Source organism: Gammaproteobacteria bacterium (genome assembly GCA_022450155.1).
GTDB lineage: Bacteria > Pseudomonadota > Gammaproteobacteria > Arenicellales > UBA868 > REDSEA-S09-B13.
Map to the genome: position 1 here is coordinate 42,966 of JAKUQR010000012.1, position 18,624 is coordinate 61,589.

At 55.2% G+C, this 18,624-nt stretch carries 16 protein-coding genes; 10 read left to right on the forward strand and 6 right to left on the reverse strand.

Annotated features, from left to right (window positions below):
- Positions 1–91: 91 nt before the first annotated feature.
- Positions 92–406 (forward strand): thiosulfate sulfurtransferase GlpE, encoded by a 315-nt coding sequence (gene glpE / locus MK323_08500; protein ID MCH2482203.1) that lies wholly within the window; start codon positions 92–94, stop codon positions 404–406.
- Between the two features lie 54 nt (positions 407–460).
- Here glpE and MK323_08505 read toward each other — a convergent pair whose 3' ends face one another.
- The gene (locus MK323_08505) at positions 461–1,453 is read right to left on the reverse strand and encodes a serine/threonine protein kinase (protein MCH2482204.1); all 993 of its coding nucleotides are present in this window, start codon (positions 1,451–1,453) and stop codon (positions 461–463) included.
- 2 nt (positions 1,454–1,455) lie between these two features.
- Positions 1,456–2,727 carry an MFS transporter gene (locus MK323_08510; GenBank protein ID MCH2482205.1) on the reverse strand — a complete coding sequence of 424 codons (1,272 nt, stop codon included), beginning with the start codon at positions 2,725–2,727 and terminating at the stop codon, positions 1,456–1,458.
- Between the two features lie 195 nt (positions 2,728–2,922).
- Here MK323_08510 and typA point away from each other — a divergent pair, with 195 nt between their 5' ends.
- The 6 genes from typA to MK323_08540 all read left to right on the forward strand — a co-directional run bounded on the left by typA (position 2,923) and on the right by MK323_08540 (position 10,797).
- Positions 2,923–4,737 carry a translational GTPase TypA gene (typA, locus tag MK323_08515; protein ID MCH2482206.1) on the forward strand — a complete coding sequence of 605 codons (1,815 nt, stop codon included), beginning with the start codon at positions 2,923–2,925 and terminating at the stop codon, positions 4,735–4,737.
- A 143-nt stretch (positions 4,738–4,880) separates the two neighbouring features.
- Positions 4,881–6,377 (forward strand): efflux RND transporter periplasmic adaptor subunit, encoded by a 1,497-nt coding sequence (locus tag MK323_08520; protein ID MCH2482207.1) that lies wholly within the window; start codon positions 4,881–4,883, stop codon positions 6,375–6,377.
- Positions 6,378–6,392: 15 nt separating this feature from the next.
- Positions 6,393–7,136 (forward strand): ABC transporter ATP-binding protein, encoded by a 744-nt coding sequence (locus tag MK323_08525; GenBank protein ID MCH2482208.1) that lies wholly within the window; start codon positions 6,393–6,395, stop codon positions 7,134–7,136.
- Positions 7,133–8,365, forward strand: a complete 1,233-nt coding sequence (locus tag MK323_08530) for an ABC transporter permease (protein ID MCH2482209.1) — start codon at positions 7,133–7,135, stop codon at positions 8,363–8,365. Before MK323_08525 ends, MK323_08530 begins: the two co-directional genes overlap by 4 nt.
- A 125-nt stretch (positions 8,366–8,490) precedes the next feature.
- Positions 8,491–9,483: an amidinotransferase gene (locus MK323_08535; GenBank protein MCH2482210.1), complete on the forward strand. Its 993-nt coding sequence runs from the start codon at positions 8,491–8,493 to the stop codon at positions 9,481–9,483.
- A gap of 9 nt (positions 9,484–9,492) precedes the next feature.
- On the forward strand, positions 9,493–10,797 hold the full coding sequence (locus MK323_08540; protein MCH2482211.1) for an ArgE/DapE family deacylase: 1,305 nt from the start codon (positions 9,493–9,495) through the stop codon (positions 10,795–10,797).
- 53 nt (positions 10,798–10,850) lie between these two features.
- Here the strand turns inward: MK323_08540 and MK323_08545 are convergent, their stop codons facing one another.
- Positions 10,851–12,527 (reverse strand): hydantoinase B/oxoprolinase family protein, encoded by a 1,677-nt coding sequence (locus tag MK323_08545; GenBank protein ID MCH2482212.1) that lies wholly within the window; start codon positions 12,525–12,527, stop codon positions 10,851–10,853.
- On the reverse strand, positions 12,524–14,587 hold the full coding sequence (locus tag MK323_08550) for a hydantoinase/oxoprolinase family protein (GenBank protein ID MCH2482213.1): 2,064 nt from the start codon (positions 14,585–14,587) through the stop codon (positions 12,524–12,526). Before MK323_08550 ends, MK323_08545 begins: the two co-directional genes overlap by 4 nt.
- A 76-nt stretch (positions 14,588–14,663) precedes the next feature.
- Here MK323_08550 and MK323_08555 point away from each other — a divergent pair, with 76 nt between their 5' ends.
- Together MK323_08555 and MK323_08560 are read left to right on the forward strand one after the other, a co-directional pair.
- A complete protein-coding gene (locus MK323_08555; protein ID MCH2482214.1) occupies positions 14,664–14,891 on the forward strand; it encodes a hypothetical protein in 228 nt (75 codons plus the stop codon).
- Between the two features lie 15 nt (positions 14,892–14,906).
- Entirely contained in the window at positions 14,907–15,281 is a 375-nt protein-coding gene (locus MK323_08560) for a cupin (protein MCH2482215.1), read from the forward strand.
- A 93-nt stretch (positions 15,282–15,374) separates the two neighbouring features.
- On the opposite strand, the gene MK323_08565 is transcribed toward MK323_08560, so the two are convergent.
- Both MK323_08565 and MK323_08570 read right to left on the reverse strand, forming a co-directional pair.
- Positions 15,375–16,277 carry an alpha/beta hydrolase gene (locus tag MK323_08565; protein MCH2482216.1) on the reverse strand — a complete coding sequence of 301 codons (903 nt, stop codon included), beginning with the start codon at positions 16,275–16,277 and terminating at the stop codon, positions 15,375–15,377.
- 11 nt (positions 16,278–16,288) lie between these two features.
- On the reverse strand, positions 16,289–16,447 hold the full coding sequence (locus tag MK323_08570; protein MCH2482217.1) for a hypothetical protein: 159 nt from the start codon (positions 16,445–16,447) through the stop codon (positions 16,289–16,291).
- Between the two features lie 521 nt (positions 16,448–16,968).
- Between MK323_08570 and MK323_08575 the strand changes: the two genes are divergently transcribed.
- Positions 16,969–18,450 carry a 4-hydroxyphenylacetate 3-monooxygenase gene (locus tag MK323_08575; protein ID MCH2482218.1) on the forward strand — a complete coding sequence of 494 codons (1,482 nt, stop codon included), beginning with the start codon at positions 16,969–16,971 and terminating at the stop codon, positions 18,448–18,450.
- Positions 18,451–18,624 lie beyond the last annotated feature (174 nt).

Sequence of the window (18,624 nt, forward strand, 5' to 3'; positions counted from 1 at the left end):
TGCAGACAGAGCCCGTATTACCGTAATGGTTCTCGGTTTATCTGATCTGAATTTTGCATTATGGTCTGTTTTGAGCAACTTGGAGGATTCTATGTATCTTGAACTTGCGCCCGCAAAAGCCCACGAGGCGATATCTGACGGAGATGTCACGCTCGTTGACATACGAGATCCTGAGTCGTTTCAAGCGGCCCGCCTGGCTGATGCCGTGCATATCAATGATACTAATATCCAGGAGTTTCTTGAGTCTGCCGACAGACAGCAGCCACTGATTGTCTACTGTTACCATGGCATTTCCAGTGCCGGCGCTGCGTCGTTCTTCTCGGAGCAGGGGTTCGAGAAGGTCTCCCATATCGAGGGCGGTTTCGAAGCTTGGCAACACAGTGGTTTACCGACCAGCAGTGGTTAAGACCTGTCAAAAGGGTAGGACCTGACTCGGCCGACGTGGTGCCCATTCAAGCGCTCAAGGGATGTTCAACGGAGGTTCCGACATCAGTGCCGCCTGTTCGCGGAGATCGAGTATGTGTTGCTCCCAGCAGCGTTGTGAGTTGAACCACGGAAATGCTCTGGGGAACGCCGGGTCAGTCCATCGCCGGGCCAGCCAGGCATAGTGATGGATCAGCCGCAGTGTTCGCAGTGCTTCGACAAGGTGTAGCTGGCGTGCATCGAATTCATAGAACCGGGTGTATCCTTCAAGCAGTCGAGCAAGGGTAACCTCCTGTTCGGTTCGGTCTCCGGACAAGAACATCCACAGGTCCTGAATAGCCGGTGTCATACGGGAATCGTCTAGGTCGACAAGATGAGGACCATCATCGGTCCACAGAATATTGCCGATGTGACAGTCGCCGTGTGTGCGGATCAGATCGACCGAACCAGCACGCTCATAACACCAGCCAATCTGCTGAATCAGATCTTCGGTGAGTGACTGATAAGCCGCTTCCAGATCTTTTGGTATGAAGTCATGTGCCAGAATGAACTGGCACGACTCAACGCCGAATGTGGTTACATCAAGCGTGGGCCGATGTTCGTAGGCGCGCATACATCCTCGCGCATGCAATCGTCCTATAAAGCGTCCAAGCTGACGCTGATGTTCAGGGTTTTCAAGATCAGGGGCGCGCCCGCCGCGGCGTGGAAACAGTGCGAAGCGGTAGGAGCCATACTGGAACAGGGTTTCTCCACGTGTGTCTGCGATGGGTGCAATTAAAGCGATGTCGTCAGCTGCCAGTTCCAGAGCGAATGTATGCTCTTCACCGATCATGGCGTCATTCCATCGATGTGGCCGGTAGAATTTTGCGATTAATGCTTTGTTATCTTCTACGCCAACCTGGTAAACCCGGTTCTCGAAGCTGTTCAGTACCAGCAGGTGGCCATCACAGATGTAACCACGGCTTTCAACCGCTGCCAGCACTTCATCCGGGCCCAGGTTCTGATAATCAAGAACGGTGTCAGTGTGCATGCTCAAGCTCTGGTCTTAGATGGCCTTGGAACATCTACTGGCTGACTCTTCCGGATTCGTAGTGCCAGGACAACCAACACAGCGGCGGCAGCAGTATAGGCTGCGAAATAAAGGCACACAGTGCTGAGCGGAACCCCCAGGTCTGCCAGCGATCCCATGAGGACCGGGCCGATTGCAGACGACAGGACCATCGCGGACGCGTAAAGACTTTTGATCGCACCGATGTGAGTCACGCCGTAGAGTTCGGCCCACAACGCTGAGACCACCGTGAAATAAAGACCGGACTGTATACCCAGTAGCAGCATATAGGGTACGACACCCCACGCACTGTCGACAAGGCCGATCGTCAACATCGCCAGTACGAGCGGGGTCAATAGGTAAGGCATGATGCGAATGGCACTCAACCGGTCAATCAAGGTGCCCGAATAGATCAGAGTTGCGCAGGTCGTGGCGGCATAAACTGAGTAGTTACTGGTGATCCACGTGTGCGACCAACTTTTTTCATCGGCCAGATTGAGGTGGTGGAAAAACAGCGCAGTACTGATCATCGAAACTGCCAGAAGACCCGGCATGAGTAAGTAAAAAAAATAGTCTCTGATAACCTCCCTGCGGGTCCAGGATCGGACGGCAAGTTGTGAGGTTTGGGTTACAGTTCTGCTTAGTTTGCTGCTCCTGCTGTGTACAGTGTCGTGGTGTTTTAAAAGCCAGGTCACCGTCGGAATTACGGTCAGACCGATCAGAACAGCCGCTGCGCCATAGGTCCAGCGCCAGCCTATCAGTGCAAGTGTGAAAACTGCGATGACCGGCAGTATCGCTTCACCGGCAGTAAAGCCCAGAGAGGCAAAGGCAATGGCTCGGCCGCGCTCACGATCAAAATACCGCACCATGCTGGTGATTGAGATGTGTGAGATCAAGCCTTGGCCAGCGTGTCGCAGCAGAAAGATGGCGAGCACAAGCGTCACCGGGCCGGTCGTGGTCGCAATATAGGCACAGGCGAAGACCAGAAGAAGGCAGGCCGCGAGGGTGTACCGGCGCAATTCAAAACGGTCGATCAGTCCACCCGTCCAGGGCAGCAGGGCTGCACTGCCGATCGTGCCGATCATGTAGACCATACCCCACAGGGTGTGGCTGAGCTCAAATTCGAGCTGAATATGCGGGCCGATAATGCCGATAAAGTAGGTCTGACCGAAACTCGAATACAGTGCTGTCACGAAACCGAAGCCCAGCAGTCTTCGGTTGGTACTGAGCAGTTCTCGGTAGGCGTTTAACGGCATGAAGCAAGCGAATTGGGTGGGAACCAGTGGCGAGACTATACAGATGTTCAAGTCGTGAGTGCCGGCCGCTGTTGCCTGGTTCTCAAGAACGGATCAGCGCCGGCGCGACAAACCACAGTGCCGCCACTATAATCCGCACCCGCCCGGCCGTTGGCGGGCTGACACCCACCGTATTCCTCCAATCAGATGAAAGACTTGATCAGTTCGTTGCGTAACATTGCGATCGTCGCACATGTTGACCACGGTAAAACGACATTAGTCGATCAACTGTTACGCCAATCTGGCGCGCTCAAGGGTCACGGGGCAGTTCAGGAAAGGGTCATGGACTCGAATGAACTCGAGCGGGAACGGGGTATCACGATTCTGTCGAAGAATACGTCCATTCGCTGGCAGGACTGGCGAATCAATATTGTCGATACACCGGGACACGCTGACTTTGGGGGCGAGGTGGAACGGGTGTTATCGATGGTGGATTCGGTGCTGCTTTTAGTCGATGCGGTAGAGGGCCCGATGCCGCAGACGCGGTTCGTGACGCAGAAAGCCCTGGAACACGATTTGGCGCCGATCGTTGTTGTGAACAAAGTCGACCGACCCGGCAGTCGTCCAGACTGGGTCGTCGACCAGACGTTCGAGCTTTTTGACCGACTTGGTGCATCAGACAGTCAACTCGACTTCCCGGTTGTTTATGCGTCGGCGTTGCAGGGGTGGTCAGCACTGGACTCTGATGCTATCGGCAGCGACATGCAGTCGTTGTTTCAGACGATCGTGGACAATGTCGCCCCACCGGCGGTTGATCCAGAAGGATCTTTACAGCTGCAGGTCAGTGCATTGGACTATTCGACTTATGTCGGTGTCATCGGCATAGGCCGGATACAGCGGGGCAGATTTTCCCGAAATGATGTTGTTTGTGTTGCCGCTACGGATGGATCGGTGCGCGAAGCACGGATTTTGCAGATTCTGGGTTTCCACGGCCTCAATAGAGTTGAACTCGATGGTGCCAGTGCCGGTGATATCGTCGCCTTTACCGGCGTTGATGGCCTGCGCATTTCCGACACATTGTGTGATCCATCGTGTATTGATCCGCTTCCAGCGCTTAAGATCGATGAACCCACGCTGAGTATGACGTTTCAGGTCAATGATTCGCCGTTTGCCGGCCAGGACGGCAGGTTCGTGACCAGTCGGAACCTGGGGCAGCGACTTGCCCAGGAGCTGATTCACAATGTCGCGTTGCGGGTGGAGCCGCTGTCCGACCCGGATAAATTCAAGGTGTCCGGTCGGGGTGAACTGCACCTGTCTATTCTCGTGGAAAACATGCGGCGTGAAGGTTACGAACTCGCGATTTCACGACCCGAAGTCATCCTGCGGGAAATCGACGGGGTAGTCCATGAACCATGGGAAACGCTGACAGTCGACGTTGAGTCTGTTGACCAGGGCCGGGTGATGGAAAGACTCGGTGAACGTCGTGCCGAACTTCGGGATATCCTGCCGGACAGTAACGGGCGTGTGCGCCTGGACTACACTGTGCCCAGTCGCGGCCTGATCGGATTCCAGTCTGAATTTATGACGATAACCCGTGGGAAGGGTCTGATGTACCATACGTTCGATCGTTATGCAGAACGTGCACAGTCGAAGATTGGTGAAAGAGTCAATGGTGTGCTGGTTTCTATCAGTGTCGGCAAGTCGCTGGCTTATGCATTGTTCAATCTGCAGGAAAGAGGGCGGTTATTCATCGGGCCCGGTGAGCAGGTATATGAAGGGATGGTGATTGGCCTCCACTCCCGCAGTGGCGACCTTGTGGTCAACCCGCTCAAGGCCAAGCAGTTGACCAACATTCGGGCAGCCGGCAGCGACGAGAATATACTTCTGACACCGCCGCTCCAACTGACACTGGAAGCTGCCATAGCATTCATCAACGATGATGAACTGGTTGAGGTCACACCGGTTGCTATTCGCGTGCGGAAAAAATTGTTGCGCGGGCATGAGCGAAAACGTGCCGCTCGAGCCGCCTGAGACAGCGCGACCTGACCCGGTATTTCTAAGACTTTTGGCGTAAGAACCCTGGCGTTCAGGTTGACACCGGGTGATGTGGTAGATTTTGCCTGCGCTCGCGTCGCGGTTTAGCTCGAACCAAAAGCGCAATGAGGACACAAAATATGCGGCGGTTAAGTCTACTGCTGGGAGGGGTTATCGTGCTTGTCGCGATTGCCTACGGCTACTCTCGCCTGAACACAGGCCAGAGTGCTGCGTCCTATCGTCTGGAGACAGTTGAACGGGGCACCATCGAAAAGACCATCTCTTCGACTGGTCGAGTGAAGCCTGTCATGACCGTCGACATCGGCTCCCAGGTTTCTGGTCAGATCTCAGAAGTGCTGGTGGACTTCAATTCGAAAGTCATGGCCGGTGAAGTCATTGCCAAGATAGACGCTGCACCCTTTGAAGCCAGAGTTCAGGTGGCTCGAGCCGATCTTGCTTTTGCTGAGGCAAATATTGACATGCAGACCGCAGCGTTGGAGGAACTGCAGGCCGAGCTCTTGGGATCACAAGCGATTCTGGCCGAGCTTGCCGAAGACCTCGAAAGGCAGCAGTCGCTTTTTGAACGTAAGGTCATCCCCGAGAGTACAGTGGATCATGCGGTGGCACGTCACGTTCAGGCGATGGCAAAGGTAGCCAGCATACAGGCCCGGATGAAGAAGCAGCAGGCACAGATACGAACAGCCCACGCCAACGTCGCGTCGCACGGCGGCAAGCTGCTCCAGGCGGAACTGGAACTGGAACACACGCTGATCAGATCACCGGTTGATGGCATTGTGATCAACCGGGCAGCGGATACGGGTCAGACGGTGGCTGCCAGTCTACAGGCACCAGTCCTGTTTACCCTGGCCCAGGACCTGCGCCAGATTCATCTGGAAGTCAGTGTCGATGAGGCAGACATCGGCGGTATCACCGAAGGGCAGCAGGCACGGTTTTCAGTCGATGCCTATCCAGACCGGGTCTCCAAAGGAGAGGTCGTGCAGATCCGCAAGCAGCCGATAGAGGTCTCAGGTGTTGTGACCTACGTGGTCATTGTCGGTACCCAGAACCTTGATCAGAGTCTGATGCCGGGTATGACAGCCAGTGTAGAGATTGTGCTGGGTGAACGACAAGATGCGCTTAAGGTGTCGTCACAGGCACTTCGATTTAAACCGCCTGGTTTCAAGCGCTTAGATTCCGGGGCGTCTGCTCGAGGCGGCGGCCGCGAGCGCATGCGGGCAATGATCAAAAACCTTTCGCAGAAACTTCAATTGAGTGAGGCCCAGCTGTCATCGGTTCAATCGATCTACGCCGAGATGGGCCAGTCGATTAGGGGACTGCGGGAAGCCGGTATGGGTGGCGATGAATTCCGGGAAGCAATTCGCCAGCTCCGGGCCCAGGCCGCACAGCGGGTGGAGAAGCTGCTGGAAAGTGATCAGAAGAAACGCTACCGCTTGATGCGTGCCGAAGAAAAAAGTTCGAGTTACCGGCGGGCAAACGTCTGGGTACTCGATGGGGGTGAGCCTGTCGCGGTGGGTATTACGGTTGGCATTTCTGACAGTACCCATACGGAGATTGTCCGCGGTGATATTGCTCAAGGTGCACAGGTCATCGTTGGCCTATCATCGGATGGTTCCTGAGTAATGGATCCTGCTATGCAACCCGTTGTCATCCAGACCCAGGGTTTGTGTCGGGATTTTTCAGTGGGGGCTCACGTCGTACATGCCTTGCGCGATGTAGACCTGCGCATCCATCGAGGCGAATTTATCGCGATCATGGGACCGTCGGGATCAGGCAAGTCCACCTGTATGCACGTGCTGGGGTGCCTGGATACGCCAACAGCGGGCAAATACCTGCTCGACGGCGAGGCTGTTTCGGAATTCCAGCCTGACGACCTGGCCCGCATACGTCGAAACAAGATCGGGTTTGTTTTCCAGTCATTCAATCTCATGGCCGATGCCAGTGCCCAGGCCAATGTCGAATTGCCGCTGTTATATAGGGGAGACCCACGCGCTGTGCGTTCAGAAAAGGCTAAAAGCGCACTGGGAAGAGTTGGACTTTCCGATCGCATGCACCATCGGCCGACGCAGCTTTCAGGTGGTCAGATGCAGCGGGTGGCGATCGCACGGGCAATCGTCAATCAACCGGATATCGTGCTGGCCGACGAACCTACCGGGGCGCTGGATTCGGTGACCGGTCGCGAGATCCTGGACTTGCTCAAGGAGCTGAATGGTCAGGGTATGACCGTAATTGTGGTTACGCACGAGACGGAGGTGGCCGGGTACGCAGAGCGGGTGCTGAAGTTTCGGGATGGTCGGCTGTTGGGTGAAAACCAAGTGGTAGAAAAGGTCAGTAGCCCTTCGACCCCGACAGCGGATACAAGAGCATCGACGCAATGACGCTTTGGAATTGCCTTCAGGCTGCGCTGGCTTCGTTACGCGCCAACAAGCTCAGAACCGGGCTGACAACGCTGGGCATTATCATTGGCGTGGCGGCGGTCATTGCGATGGTCGGCGTCGGCAAGGGTGCTGAGAAACGGATCCAGGAAGCGATTCAGGGCCTGGGTGAAAACGTTCTGTTCGTGCGCAACGGGACCAGTGTGTCCGGCGGGGTGCGAGGGGGTGCCAACAGCAAAGTGTCCCTGACAGAGGCTGATGCCGCTGCCATCGAGGATCAGGCCCCTTCGGTGGCGATAGCTGCGCCTACGGTCCGGTCTACCGGTCAGGTGATTTCCGGAAATCTAAACTGGTTTACGACGATATTCGGTGTTGGAGACGATTACCTTCGGGCCCGCGACTGGGTCATAGACCGAGGGCGTACGTTTAATCCTCAGGAAGAGCGAGCGTCAGCGAAAGTGGCGATTATCGGAGAGACCATCGTTGAACAGTTGTTCGGCGGACAGGATCCCACGGGTGAAATTGTCCGTATCCAGAGAATCCCGTTTCGCGTAATCGGGGTCACCCGAGCCAAGGGTCAGTCTTCATGGGGTCGCGACCACGACGATGTGGTATTTGTGCCCCTGTCAACCGCCAAGTCACGCATGAATGTCGGTGAGCGGTACCGCAGTCGGTACGTGCGTGACATTACTGTCAAAGCGCGCTCGAGCGATGTACTGGAGGCGGCTGAGCAGGAGATCAATGATCTTCTACGACAGCGTCACCGGATTCGCCCGGGTCAGCCGGACGATTTTTATGTACGGAATATCGCCCAGTTCCTCGAAGCCAGAGCCAAGTCGGAGCGGACAATGTCGCTGCTGCTTGCGGCGGTCGCAGGAATCTCCCTGCTGGTGGGAGGGATTGGAATCATGAATATTATGCTGGTCTCGGTGACCGAGCGCACCCGCGAGGTGGGTTTGAGAATGGCCGTCGGGGCCCGCAGTCGTGACATCCTGCTTCAATTTGTGACCGAGGCCGTTGTGGTGTCCTTGATCGGGGGAGTTGTTGGTGTGGTGCTGGGATTTGGGGGTTCCCTGGCCGCGGCTAGAATTGCCGGCTGGCCGGTGATCACCTCACCTTTGTCTGCGGTGATTGCCATGGGATTTGCGGCCGTGGTCGGCATATTTTTTGGCTATTATCCTGCACTCAAAGCGTCCCGGCTCGATCCTATCGCAGCACTTCGCCACGAGTAAACTCGGTTCAGAACATCCCGTCTAATGCTATGCGTTGACCTGAAGCGTGTCGTGGGCTGCAATAGACAATCAGGTCGGGTGAGTCAGATCCTGACTTGAGCTTAAACTGATCTGGAGTACAGATGATGAACCAGGAAAATCCTAGTTTTGGTGCCTATACGGATTACGGCGCATTGCGCGGCGCGATAGTCGGCAGTGCCGATGGTCTGAGCTTGCCACCGTTCAATCCGACCCTGTACCACTACAACGAGGAAGTTCAGACCGCACTGAAAGCCTGTGGTGATCAACCCCTGGATATCCGAAAGGCGATGCCGGAGCGCTGGGAAAAAACAGCAGAACAACTCGATAACCTTGCGGCCCTGTATGAGGCCAATGGCGTCAAGGTCTACCGGCCCAGACCCTATACAGCCGAGGAAAGGGGCTACCTTGCAGATCTGCAGCCAGGTGCGTCGCTGTTATACCCGGCTGATCCGGTGTATACCGTGGGCACACACTATATTGAAGTGAATATCCGGCGGGCCTATCGCCGAAAAGAAGTGTTTCCGTTGCGTGATACGGTGGCGCCGCTGATCGACGACGGTGCAGACACTCATTATGCCGTGATGCCTCCAGCGCAACCTTTTGCACCGTCCAGCGGTGGTCCCGGGCCCTATCTGGAAGGCGGCGACATCATCTGCTACAACAACCATCTTTTCGTTGGCGAATCCGATATCGCGACAAATCGAGCCGGTACGCGCTGGCTTGAGCACTACATCGGTCCTTTTGGCTACCAGGTGCATCCGATGCCGATGAAAGGTGACTTCCTTCACTTGCTGGGCATCATGGTGTTAGTTCGGGAAGGATTACTGCTTCTGCATCGCGACGATCTTGACTGTGAGCTGCCTGAGATTCTTGCCGACTGGGAAGTTATTGAAGTGAACGAATCGGAAGCACGGGCCTACGCGACGGTCGGTGTGAGTCTGGATGATTCACGATACATCATGCCTTCCGGGCTGAGTCGGATAGCCAACGAGCTGTCCCGGCGCGGGGTGGAACCGATCGAGATCGACTATGACCACGTCAGTTACTGGGGCGGTTGCGTGTCCTGTTCCACTCATGCTGTGTCTCGCGACCCTTGAAGATCGTCAGTGAGCGGTAGTCTGCCAGGTCAGCTGGACAGCGAGCTGTCCAGCCGGATTCTTGACGCGGTAGCCGCGGGATTTGAATCCCAACTCGGTTTTACGATGGATCTTATGCGGCAGCCTTCTGTGCGGGGCCAGGAGGAAAGCGCCCAGGCGCTGGTGTACACGGCGCTTGAAACCCGCGGCTATCAGACGGATCGCTGGGCCATCGATATCGGTGAAATCGAAGCGCACCCGGGTTTTTCCCCGGTCAAGGTCGATTACAGCAACGCAGTCAATGTCGTGGGTACACACACTCCCGCACAGAATCTCGGCCGGTCGTTGATTCTCAATGGTCATATCGACGTGGTACCGACCGGGCCGCTGGACATGTGGACACGTCCCCCATTCGACCCGTCGATAGATGGTGACTGGCTCTACGGGCGGGGCGGCGCCGACATGAAAGCCGGATTGTGCGCAAATATCTTTGCCCTGGACGCACTGCGCAACCTCGACCTGCAACCTTCGGCTGATGTGTTCCTGCAGTCTGTGACCGAAGAGGAATGTACCGGTAACGGTGCCTTGTCCGCGCTGGTCCGTGGCTACCGCGCCGATGCGGCACTGATTCCTGAACCGGAAGAGGATATGCTGGTGCGGGCAAATGTGGGTGTTATCTGGTTTCAGGTGCACGTCCGTGGGCGTCCTGTGCATGTTCGCGAAGCAGGTCAGGGCGCGAACGCTATCGAGGCTGCTTACCGATTGATCGGTTCGCTGAAAAAGCTCGAGGCAAAATGGAATGCCCGTCGAGCAGATATTAAGTACTTCGAAGACCTGGATCACCCGATCAATTTCAATGTCGGAAAGATTGCAGGCGGCGACTGGGCATCCTCCGTTCCGGCCTGGTGCACGTTGGATATCCGTGCGGCCATCTATCCGGGCGTCAACCCGCGGGACGCGGCCCGTGAAATTGAAGCATGCCTGCAGTCCAGCAGCCGCGAGGACCCGTTTTTGTCTGACAACCCACCGACGGTCGAATACAACGGTTTTTTCAGCCGCGGTTACGTACTGGAGGAAGGCAGCGACGCGGAGAAAGTACTGTCCCAAGCGCATGCCGTGAGTTTTGGCAGTTCACTGGAATCGTTTGTCACACCGGGCTATCTGGACGGACGGGTTTTCGTTCTGTACGACGACTGTCCCTGCCTGGTTTACGGGCCGGTATCAAAAGACATCCACGCGTTCGACGAGCGCGTCAGCCTCGCTTCGGTACAGCGTATCACCGGCACCATCGCGTTGTTCATTGCCAACTGGTGCGGGCTGGAAAAGCTGCGCTGAAGATTCGGTTGCGGTCGACAGCTGCAAACTATGCTCGATCGATGCCGAATCTGCTATGAACGATCTTCGGTTCCGTAGTGCCGCGCCAGGTAATCGTCGCTGAACTTGCCTGTTTCACGATCAGCGCGCAGAGAGTCGGCAGTCCTTTCAGAAGGAGGCCCATAACCACCGGCCCCGGGTGTTTCGATCACGATGGCAGAGTCGCGTGGCACCTTGACGGCGTTTGGTTTGTTGTCCAGCCGTGTGGTTTTGTCTGGTGAGCGCAAAAGAAACCGTCCGGCGCCACCGGCGCCACCGCCAAACAGCCCCCAGGGCTGGTGACGAAAGCGTTCGCCGGCACCGTTAAAAATACAGTTGTCATGGCGCGGTGTGATGACCCGCCGCAGTCCCATTCCGCCACGGTATTTGCCGGCCCCGGCTGAGTCTTCAACGAGGCTGTACTCATCGACCACAAGCGGATATTCCATTTCGATGGCTTCAATCGGCAGGTTGGATGTGTTGGTGATGTGCACCTGAACACCGTCTTTTCCGTCTTTGGTCGGTCTTGCCCCCATACCTCCGCCGAGGGTTTCCAAATACAGGTACGACTGACCCGTCCTGGGGTCTGTCCCGGAGAACACTGCCGTTGTATTGGCACCGTTCGCTGCAGCAATGACCCGTTCCGGGAAGGCGACGGACAGTGCGCCGAGAACCACGTCAATGATTCTCTGGCAGGTGTTGGCGCGGGCCGCAACCGGTGCCGGAAAGGTGCAGTTGACCAGAGTGCTGCGCGGGGCCAGGATCTTTACTGAATCGAGCACACCCTGATTGTTGGGCACGTCAGGATCCAGCAGAGCCTTGAGCGAGTAGCAGACCGCGGCCTGTGTCGCGTTCAGGGTCACGTTGATATTGCCGGCGACCTGTGCACAGGTGCCTTCAAAGTCAAACGTGATCTCACGACCGCTTACCGTGATCATCAGTTCTATAGGCAGGTCCAGGGCATCGATGCCATCGCCATCCATCATGTCGGCAAAATGATAGTCTCCGTCCGGAATGGTCTCGATGCTGTCGCCCATTCGTTTTCGGGTCCGGTCGATAATATCGCTGAACGCAGTGTTGATCTGTTCCGTGCCGTGGTCGGCAACGACTTCCTGCAGACGGCGTTCACCCAGGCGACAGGCCGAGATCTGGGCGAAGTAGTCTCCCCGCCGTTCTTTGGGGACCCGCACGTTGAGCAGCATCAAATCAAACAGATCCTGCTGCAGTTCGCCGTTGCGAAACAGGCGAACAACGGGTATTCGAAGTCCTTCTTGATAGATTTCAGACATACCGCCGGCCATGCTGCCAGGGGCCATCCCACCGATATCTGCGTGGTGTGCGATGTTACAGATAAAACCGAAGATTTCGTCGTCAATGTAAACCGGCATCGCGAGATTGACATCGGGCAGATGTGTGCCGCCTGCTGCATGCGGATCGTTGGCCACAAACAGGTCACCGGGTTGAATGTCATTGCCGAATTTATCGAGCAGTGCTTGCATCAGGCCATGCATGGACGCGATATGAATCGGCAGGGATTCGACCGCCTGCACCACCAGTCGACCGGAACGGTCCATGATTGCAGTCGAGTGATCGTGGCGCTCCTTAATGTTGGTTGAATACGCCGACTTCATCAGCGCGACATAGGTCTCGTCTGTAATCGAACGCAGGGCGTTCGATATGATCTCCAGACTGATGGGGTCGAGTCGGATCAATTGAGATCCTCCGTAAGGGTAATAAGGAGTGTCCCGGATTCATCGACTGTACCGACATCGCCTGGATACAGCAGAGTAGTCGCATCCAGTTGGGCAATCACGGCTGGGCCTGTCAGGATGTGACCGGCTCTAAGCTCGCTGCGCTCAAACACGGGGCAGTTCACGGGTTTATCGGAATGAAACACGACCTGACGTTCTCCAGCCATAACCGGTGCGGTATCTGATGGGTCCAGTTTGCGGTAATCTGCAAGCGGGGAGAGCCGACCGCGGGCAGTCAGCCGGATATTGATGATCTCGATTGGATCGTCCGGGTTGAAATAGCCATAGCTTCCTTCATGTGTCCTGAAGAACCGTTGCTGAAGATCGTCGACCACCAGCTCAGGCACCTGATTACCCGTTGTCTCAAGGGGTACCGCAAGTTCGAAATTCTGTCCCACATAGCGCATATCGAGCCGGAGTTGGATGGACCGGGTGTGATCCAGAATGCTTTCCTGTTCGAACCATTTTCGAGCCTGTAGGCTGAGCGAGTCGAGGATTTGCCTGATATGTTCGACGTTTCCCGCATTGACCTCGATTCGGCCGCTGTCAACAAAGTCCTCCAGCAGATCAGACACCACCAGGCCGTGCGCACAGATGATGCCCGGGGCCGGTGGAACCAGAATCTCTTGAATGCCCAGGTTGCGCGCAACATCCCTGGCGTGTAGTGGACCGGCCCCGCCAAACGGCATCAGACAGTATTCCCGGGGATCATGGCCGCGTTCTACCGATATGGTACGGATCGCTCGCACCATGTTGGCAACAACGATGTCGATCACGCCTTGAGCGGCGCGCAGACGGCTCACGTCAAGCGACTGTGCCAAGGTATCGAATGCCGAGTCCGCTGCTGCCTTGTCGAGTTTCATCGTCCCGCCCAGAAGACCATCTTCGCCGAGTCGACCCAGAAGCAGGTTGGCGTCAGTGACGGTCGACTGTGTGCCGCCGAGTCCGTAACAAGCCGGACCGGGATCTGCTCCCATGCTTTTCGGGCCAACCTTGAGCAGACCGTCACGGTCGATCCAGGCAACCGACCCACCGCCAGCACCCACGGTTTCGACATCAACCATCGGCATGCGAATGGGAAAGCCGCCAACTTCCCGGGAAAACACCGTGGGTACGCGCGCCTGGCGGATCAGCGCAACATCGGCACTGGTTCCACCCATATCCAGCGTAATAGCGTCCGATCGCTGTGCCGCAGTGGCGACATGTGCGGCGCCAACCACGCCTGCGGCCGGACCAGACAAAGCAGTGCGAACGGGAAGCCGCTGAGCCCGACCCACAGACATCAGGCCGCCACTGGACTGGTTGAGGCCAAAGCTGGCATTGGGAGCGGCGCTTTTGAGACCGCTGTCGAGATCAGTCATGTATTGCGCCATAACCGGCTGTAGGTAAGCGTTGAGAACGGTTGTTGAGAAACGTTCGAATTCGCGAAATTCAGGCTGAACTTCAGATGACGCACTGACCTCGATGTCTGGCAAAGACTGACGCAGTGCATCGGTAATTGCCCGTTCGTGTTCGGGGTTCTGAAACGCAAACAGAAAACACACGGCACAGGACTGAGGGTCGGCAGCGCGGACACAGTCGACTGCGCGCTCGATTTCATGCTGACTAAGCGGAGTCAGGACTTCTCCGCCAGCGGTGATTCTTTCGGATACTTCGATCCGTCGCGACCTTGGGACCAGGGCTGCAGGGTAATCCTGATAAAGGTCGAACATGTGCGGCCGGGTCTGGCGCCCGATATCGAGCAGGTCGGCAAAACCAGCGGTCGTCAGCAGCATGACATCACCGCCGCGCCGCTGCAGCAGGGCGTTGGTTGCCACGGTAGTACCATGCGAGAACTGGCGGAGTTCGGAGAGATCCAGGCTGTGTTCCCGGGCCAGTGTCTCAAGGCCATTGAGCACTGCATGGGCCGGATTCCCCGGTGTCGATGGAAACTTGCCCACATGAACTGCCCCGCTAGACTCGTCAACGGCAAAGAAATCTGTGAAAGTCCCACCTACATCTACACCTACAGTCCACACCATGCTTTGTCGCTCCGGAAAACCCTAACTCTCGCCGGAAGTATAATTGCAGTTATCTGCCACGTGCGTCTTAATACGAATGACCGACACGGATTCATCCAATATTCCTGAAGTCCGGGAACGCACGGCTTCTTCACTGCCCGTTGGCGGCCCTACAGAAGAAATCTGCACTTCGGAGTTGTTCGGTTTTAACAGCGCACTTCGTGTGCCTGCATTTGCCGTGTGTTCCGAACAGGTACCGGAGATCGATTCAACTTATTGTTTCACAGGGAACCACGATCTCTATACTGTCCGGTTTTATGCATAACTGGAGGGTAATATGATCAGCATCAACAAAACACATAGAGAGTTCTATTCACTTGATCTCGAAAATGGCTGGGAAGTACCGCAGGGTTACCCAGTCGGGATCGAGCAGAAAATACTTTCGGGTAGCTTGGATGAAGTCAATCGAACTGGCAGCCGGACTCGCCTACTGCGCTTCAAACCGGGTATCTATACCACCGCACCTTTCAATCACGAGTATTGGGAGGAGGTGTACCTAGTGTCGGGCGATCTGATTGTGGGTAATGACGAGGACGGTCAGGGCGGTGAGACTTTTGCAGCTAACACCTATGCCTGCAGACCGCCGGGTACTGATCATGGTCCGTTTAAATCCTGCAACGGTTGTTTGTTACTTGAGATTCACTACTTCGACTGACTGCGTTAGAAACTGCTGCGCACTTGCGGCCATTGCGTTTTCGGTCCCAAATCGAGTTTGTGCGTAGTGTGAAGAATGGGCAGCGTTCTTAGATCACGCAATGCCGGTATTGTGCAAGAAGGATAGAAACTCTTTCGCGACTGTTTGTGGTCGTTCGATCTGCATCATATGCGTCGTTGCAGTTATACATGAGTAGGGAAGACCCAACTCGACGTGCATTGCCCGATTGACAAAAGCGGGTGGCCAGGCACCTTCGATTTCCGGGTCAGCACCCAGAAACCTGACCGGACCCGTCAGTTCTGTCAGCTGGGCCCAGATATTCAGCTTAGCATTGTCGTCGTAGATTTGGGATTCGTAGGTGCTGGGACAGGTCAGTTCCCAACCAGTTGTATTCTGCGTTAGTGTTGCCGCGGCCATAAGTTGGTGGCTGCCGTTCTGCCAGCGATTCAGGCGTTTTGTTTCAATCAGAGTTTGTGTTAGTTCATTAGGACTGGAAAATCTGTGTGGTCGACTGACTGCCCAGTCCCTCAGCTTCAGTTCGAATGAATGGGCCAGTTGATACAACGCGTGTCCTGGTTCTGGTATCACAGGTGGATCAACTACTAGCAGCGCGTCCCAGCGCTGACCATGTTCAAGGTTCTGTAACAGGCCGGTAATCGCTGAAATCGAATGAAAAACCGCTACCGTCGGTTTAGCACCAAAGATCTGGGGAATATGGGTGTAAATAGTTTCGAAATCGAGTACAAAACGATTGATGTGGTGTGCCGCGAAGTTGTGGCGGGGATTTTGACCGTGGTTGCGAACATCAAAAACGACCACCTCAAAGCTGTCCAGAAACAGTTGCCAGAATGGATAGTACGCATCGACAGCGAATCCGTTTCCATGGCTGAGAAGCAGCCGCTGTTTCCCTTTGCTGTGACGGCGGAGACGGATGATGGCACCGTCATCCATGCTGATATCCACCGTTTGTGCAGGTGTCAAAATGTTGAAGGTCATCGTCTGCTATCTCAGGTCATGTTGGCCACGATCTTGCCTTTGGTCTGTCGGGCTAGCAAGCGGACCAGCAATCCATACGACCACTCGGTGATGAAACGATGGGCACGAGTCCGTTTTTTATGGGCAGCATAATTTGTTTTGTTCTGAGAAATATGTGTTGAATTACTCACTCTCTCCCTTGTACGAGGTTAGAACCATATTCTCCGGTACTTAATTTAGGTCATACAGCGCGGCATAAGTATTGATGATCTGGTCAAAAGTTGGATAGGAGGGGTGTCTCTCATTGTTTCATCCCCGACATAGATTACTTGGCCGTCTTTGAGATTGTCGCGATATTTTTTCCATGTTTGATCATGGCTGATTCCTAGATGTGGTGGCGTTGCCTTGGAGATCTATCGCTGCTTTGGCCCAGATTTGTCGAAAGTCTGATTAGAACCTGAATAAATTGTGAGTGGTGCTGTCCGTTGTTTGTCTCTAGATTGTCACGAAACCATAGCATTTTTCGCAGGTTGGGCCATTGGTTGGTCTGTAATGTACTGAAGGGTTTTTATTTTAGTTGAGTGGACTATTGTGTCGCTAACTTCGACGGCGCCTGCGTTGTGGTTGGCCATCGAACCCGAATTAGGCCATCCATGATAATTGTGAATCACCTTATAATTTGTTAATTGCTTACTGCTAACTGAATGCCGCGATGACTGGTCAACCCATCAAGAACGCCACAGAACACCTTCAGAGTCTGGTGGATGGCCGTGCCGTCTACCTTGATGGCCAAATGGTAGCCGATGTAACCCGCCACATCGCTTTTTGCCAGTCGGTGCGCACCGCAGCCGGTCTTTACGATTTCCAGGCGGATCCAAAAAATTCTGATCTGATGACTTTCGAATCGCCCACAAGCGGTCGTCGAGTGAACCGGGCCTGGCAGATGCCGACAACCTATGAAGAACTGGTCGCCCGGCGTCGGGCATTGGTGAGCTGGGCGGAACAGCATGCGGGTTTCATCGGACGCTCACCGGATCATCTGGCTTCGGCTATAACCGGCCAGTTGATGGGTCTGGACCTGTTCGAGGAATACGATCATCACAGGGCAAAAGCGTACTGGGATTACTATGTCTACGCCCGCGATAATGATCTGTATCTCACCTACGTGATCATCAATCCTCAGGTCGATCAGTCCAAATCGGCGATCGAACTCGAGAACAATAATCCAATGATGAAGATCGTGGACGAAGACAGTGAAGGGGTTACGGTTCGCGGGGCAAAAATGCTGGGTACCAGTGCCGTCATGGCGAACGAGGTGTTTGTCGCTCATCTGCAGCCGTTGCGTCCTGAAGACGTGGATTACGCCATATCGTTTGCAGTACCAATGAATATCCCGGGCTTGAAAGTTTTGTCACGCAAATCATATGAACAACATGCTGTATCGGAATTCGATAACCCGCTCGCTTTTCGCTACGACGAGAACGATGCCTTGATGTACTTTGACGATGTGAAGGTGCCGTGGGAGCGGATCTTCGTATATCGCGATCCCGAGATGTGCCGGCGGCAGTTCCATGACACCCCGGGACATATCTACCAGAACTATCAGGCCCAGATCCGACTCAGCGTCAAACTCAAGTTTCTAGTTGGACTGGCCCGTGATATCTGCGAGACCATCGGCACAGTCAAGATCCCTTCTGTAGCAGACTCGTTAGGTAGGATGGCAGCGCAGGCGGCAGCTGTGGAGAACATGATGCTTGGGATGGAGGTGAAGGGCCGACCGTGGGGTGAGTACTTCGTGCCCGACCGCCATGCCGTTTATGCTGCACTAACGTTGACACAGGAGCTTTATCCGCAGATGATCAACACGCTGCGCGAGTTGGCTGGAGGCGCCCTGATTATGTTGCCTTCTTCGTCGGCCGACTACGAAAACCCTGAGCTTGCGTCCATTTTTCAAAGTGTGCAGGTCTCGGCCGATGGACGCAGCGATAGAGACCGCGTCAAACTCCTAAAGCTGGCGTGGGATGCCGTCGGTTCAGAATTTGCCGGTCGCCACACGCAATATGAAATGTTCTATGCCGGTGCCCAGTTTGTGACTCGGGCGCACAGTATGCGCACCTATGACTGGGAAGGTGCAGCGTCTCTGGTATCAAACATTACCGGTCGTTACGACCTTGAAACCGGAGGTTCGAGTTGAGGTTTCTACGTGATACCTAGTCGAAATCAAGAACCATGGTGCAATAAACGCATCGAGTACCAATCCGAGTCGATTTCTGCTTCGGAGGTGCATGTGCCGGGAAGACCGTCGGATTCCGAGGGTGTTAAGGCACTGGCCGTGGCGGCGCACAAGAGATTTTTTTGACCTACCGGG

Excerpts from the sequence above, each read along its gene's own strand:
- MK323_08530 (MCH2482209.1), top strand. The coding sequence starts at position 7,133 with ATGACGCTTTGGAATTGCCTTCAGGCTGCGCTGGCTTCGTTACGCGCC.
- MK323_08535 (MCH2482210.1), top strand. The coding sequence starts at position 8,491 with ATGAACCAGGAAAATCCTAGTTTTGGTGCCTATACGGATTACGGCGCA.
- MK323_08555 (MCH2482214.1), top strand. The coding sequence starts at position 14,664 with ATGACCGACACGGATTCATCCAATATTCCTGAAGTCCGGGAACGCACG.
- MK323_08505 (MCH2482204.1), bottom strand. The coding sequence starts at position 1,453 with ATGCACACTGACACCGTTCTTGATTATCAGAACCTGGGCCCGGATGAA.
- MK323_08520 (MCH2482207.1), top strand. The coding sequence starts at position 4,881 with ATGCGGCGGTTAAGTCTACTGCTGGGAGGGGTTATCGTGCTTGTCGCG.
- MK323_08565 (MCH2482216.1), bottom strand. The coding sequence starts at position 16,277 with ATGACCTTCAACATTTTGACACCTGCACAAACGGTGGATATCAGCATG.
- MK323_08550 (MCH2482213.1), bottom strand. The coding sequence starts at position 14,587 with ATGGTGTGGACTGTAGGTGTAGATGTAGGTGGGACTTTCACAGATTTC.
- MK323_08510 (MCH2482205.1), bottom strand. The coding sequence starts at position 2,727 with ATGCCGTTAAACGCCTACCGAGAACTGCTCAGTACCAACCGAAGACTG.
- MK323_08525 (MCH2482208.1), top strand. The coding sequence starts at position 6,393 with ATGCAACCCGTTGTCATCCAGACCCAGGGTTTGTGTCGGGATTTTTCA.
- MK323_08575 (MCH2482218.1), top strand. The coding sequence starts at position 16,969 with ATGACTGGTCAACCCATCAAGAACGCCACAGAACACCTTCAGAGTCTG.
- glpE (MCH2482203.1), top strand. The coding sequence starts at position 92 with ATGTATCTTGAACTTGCGCCCGCAAAAGCCCACGAGGCGATATCTGAC.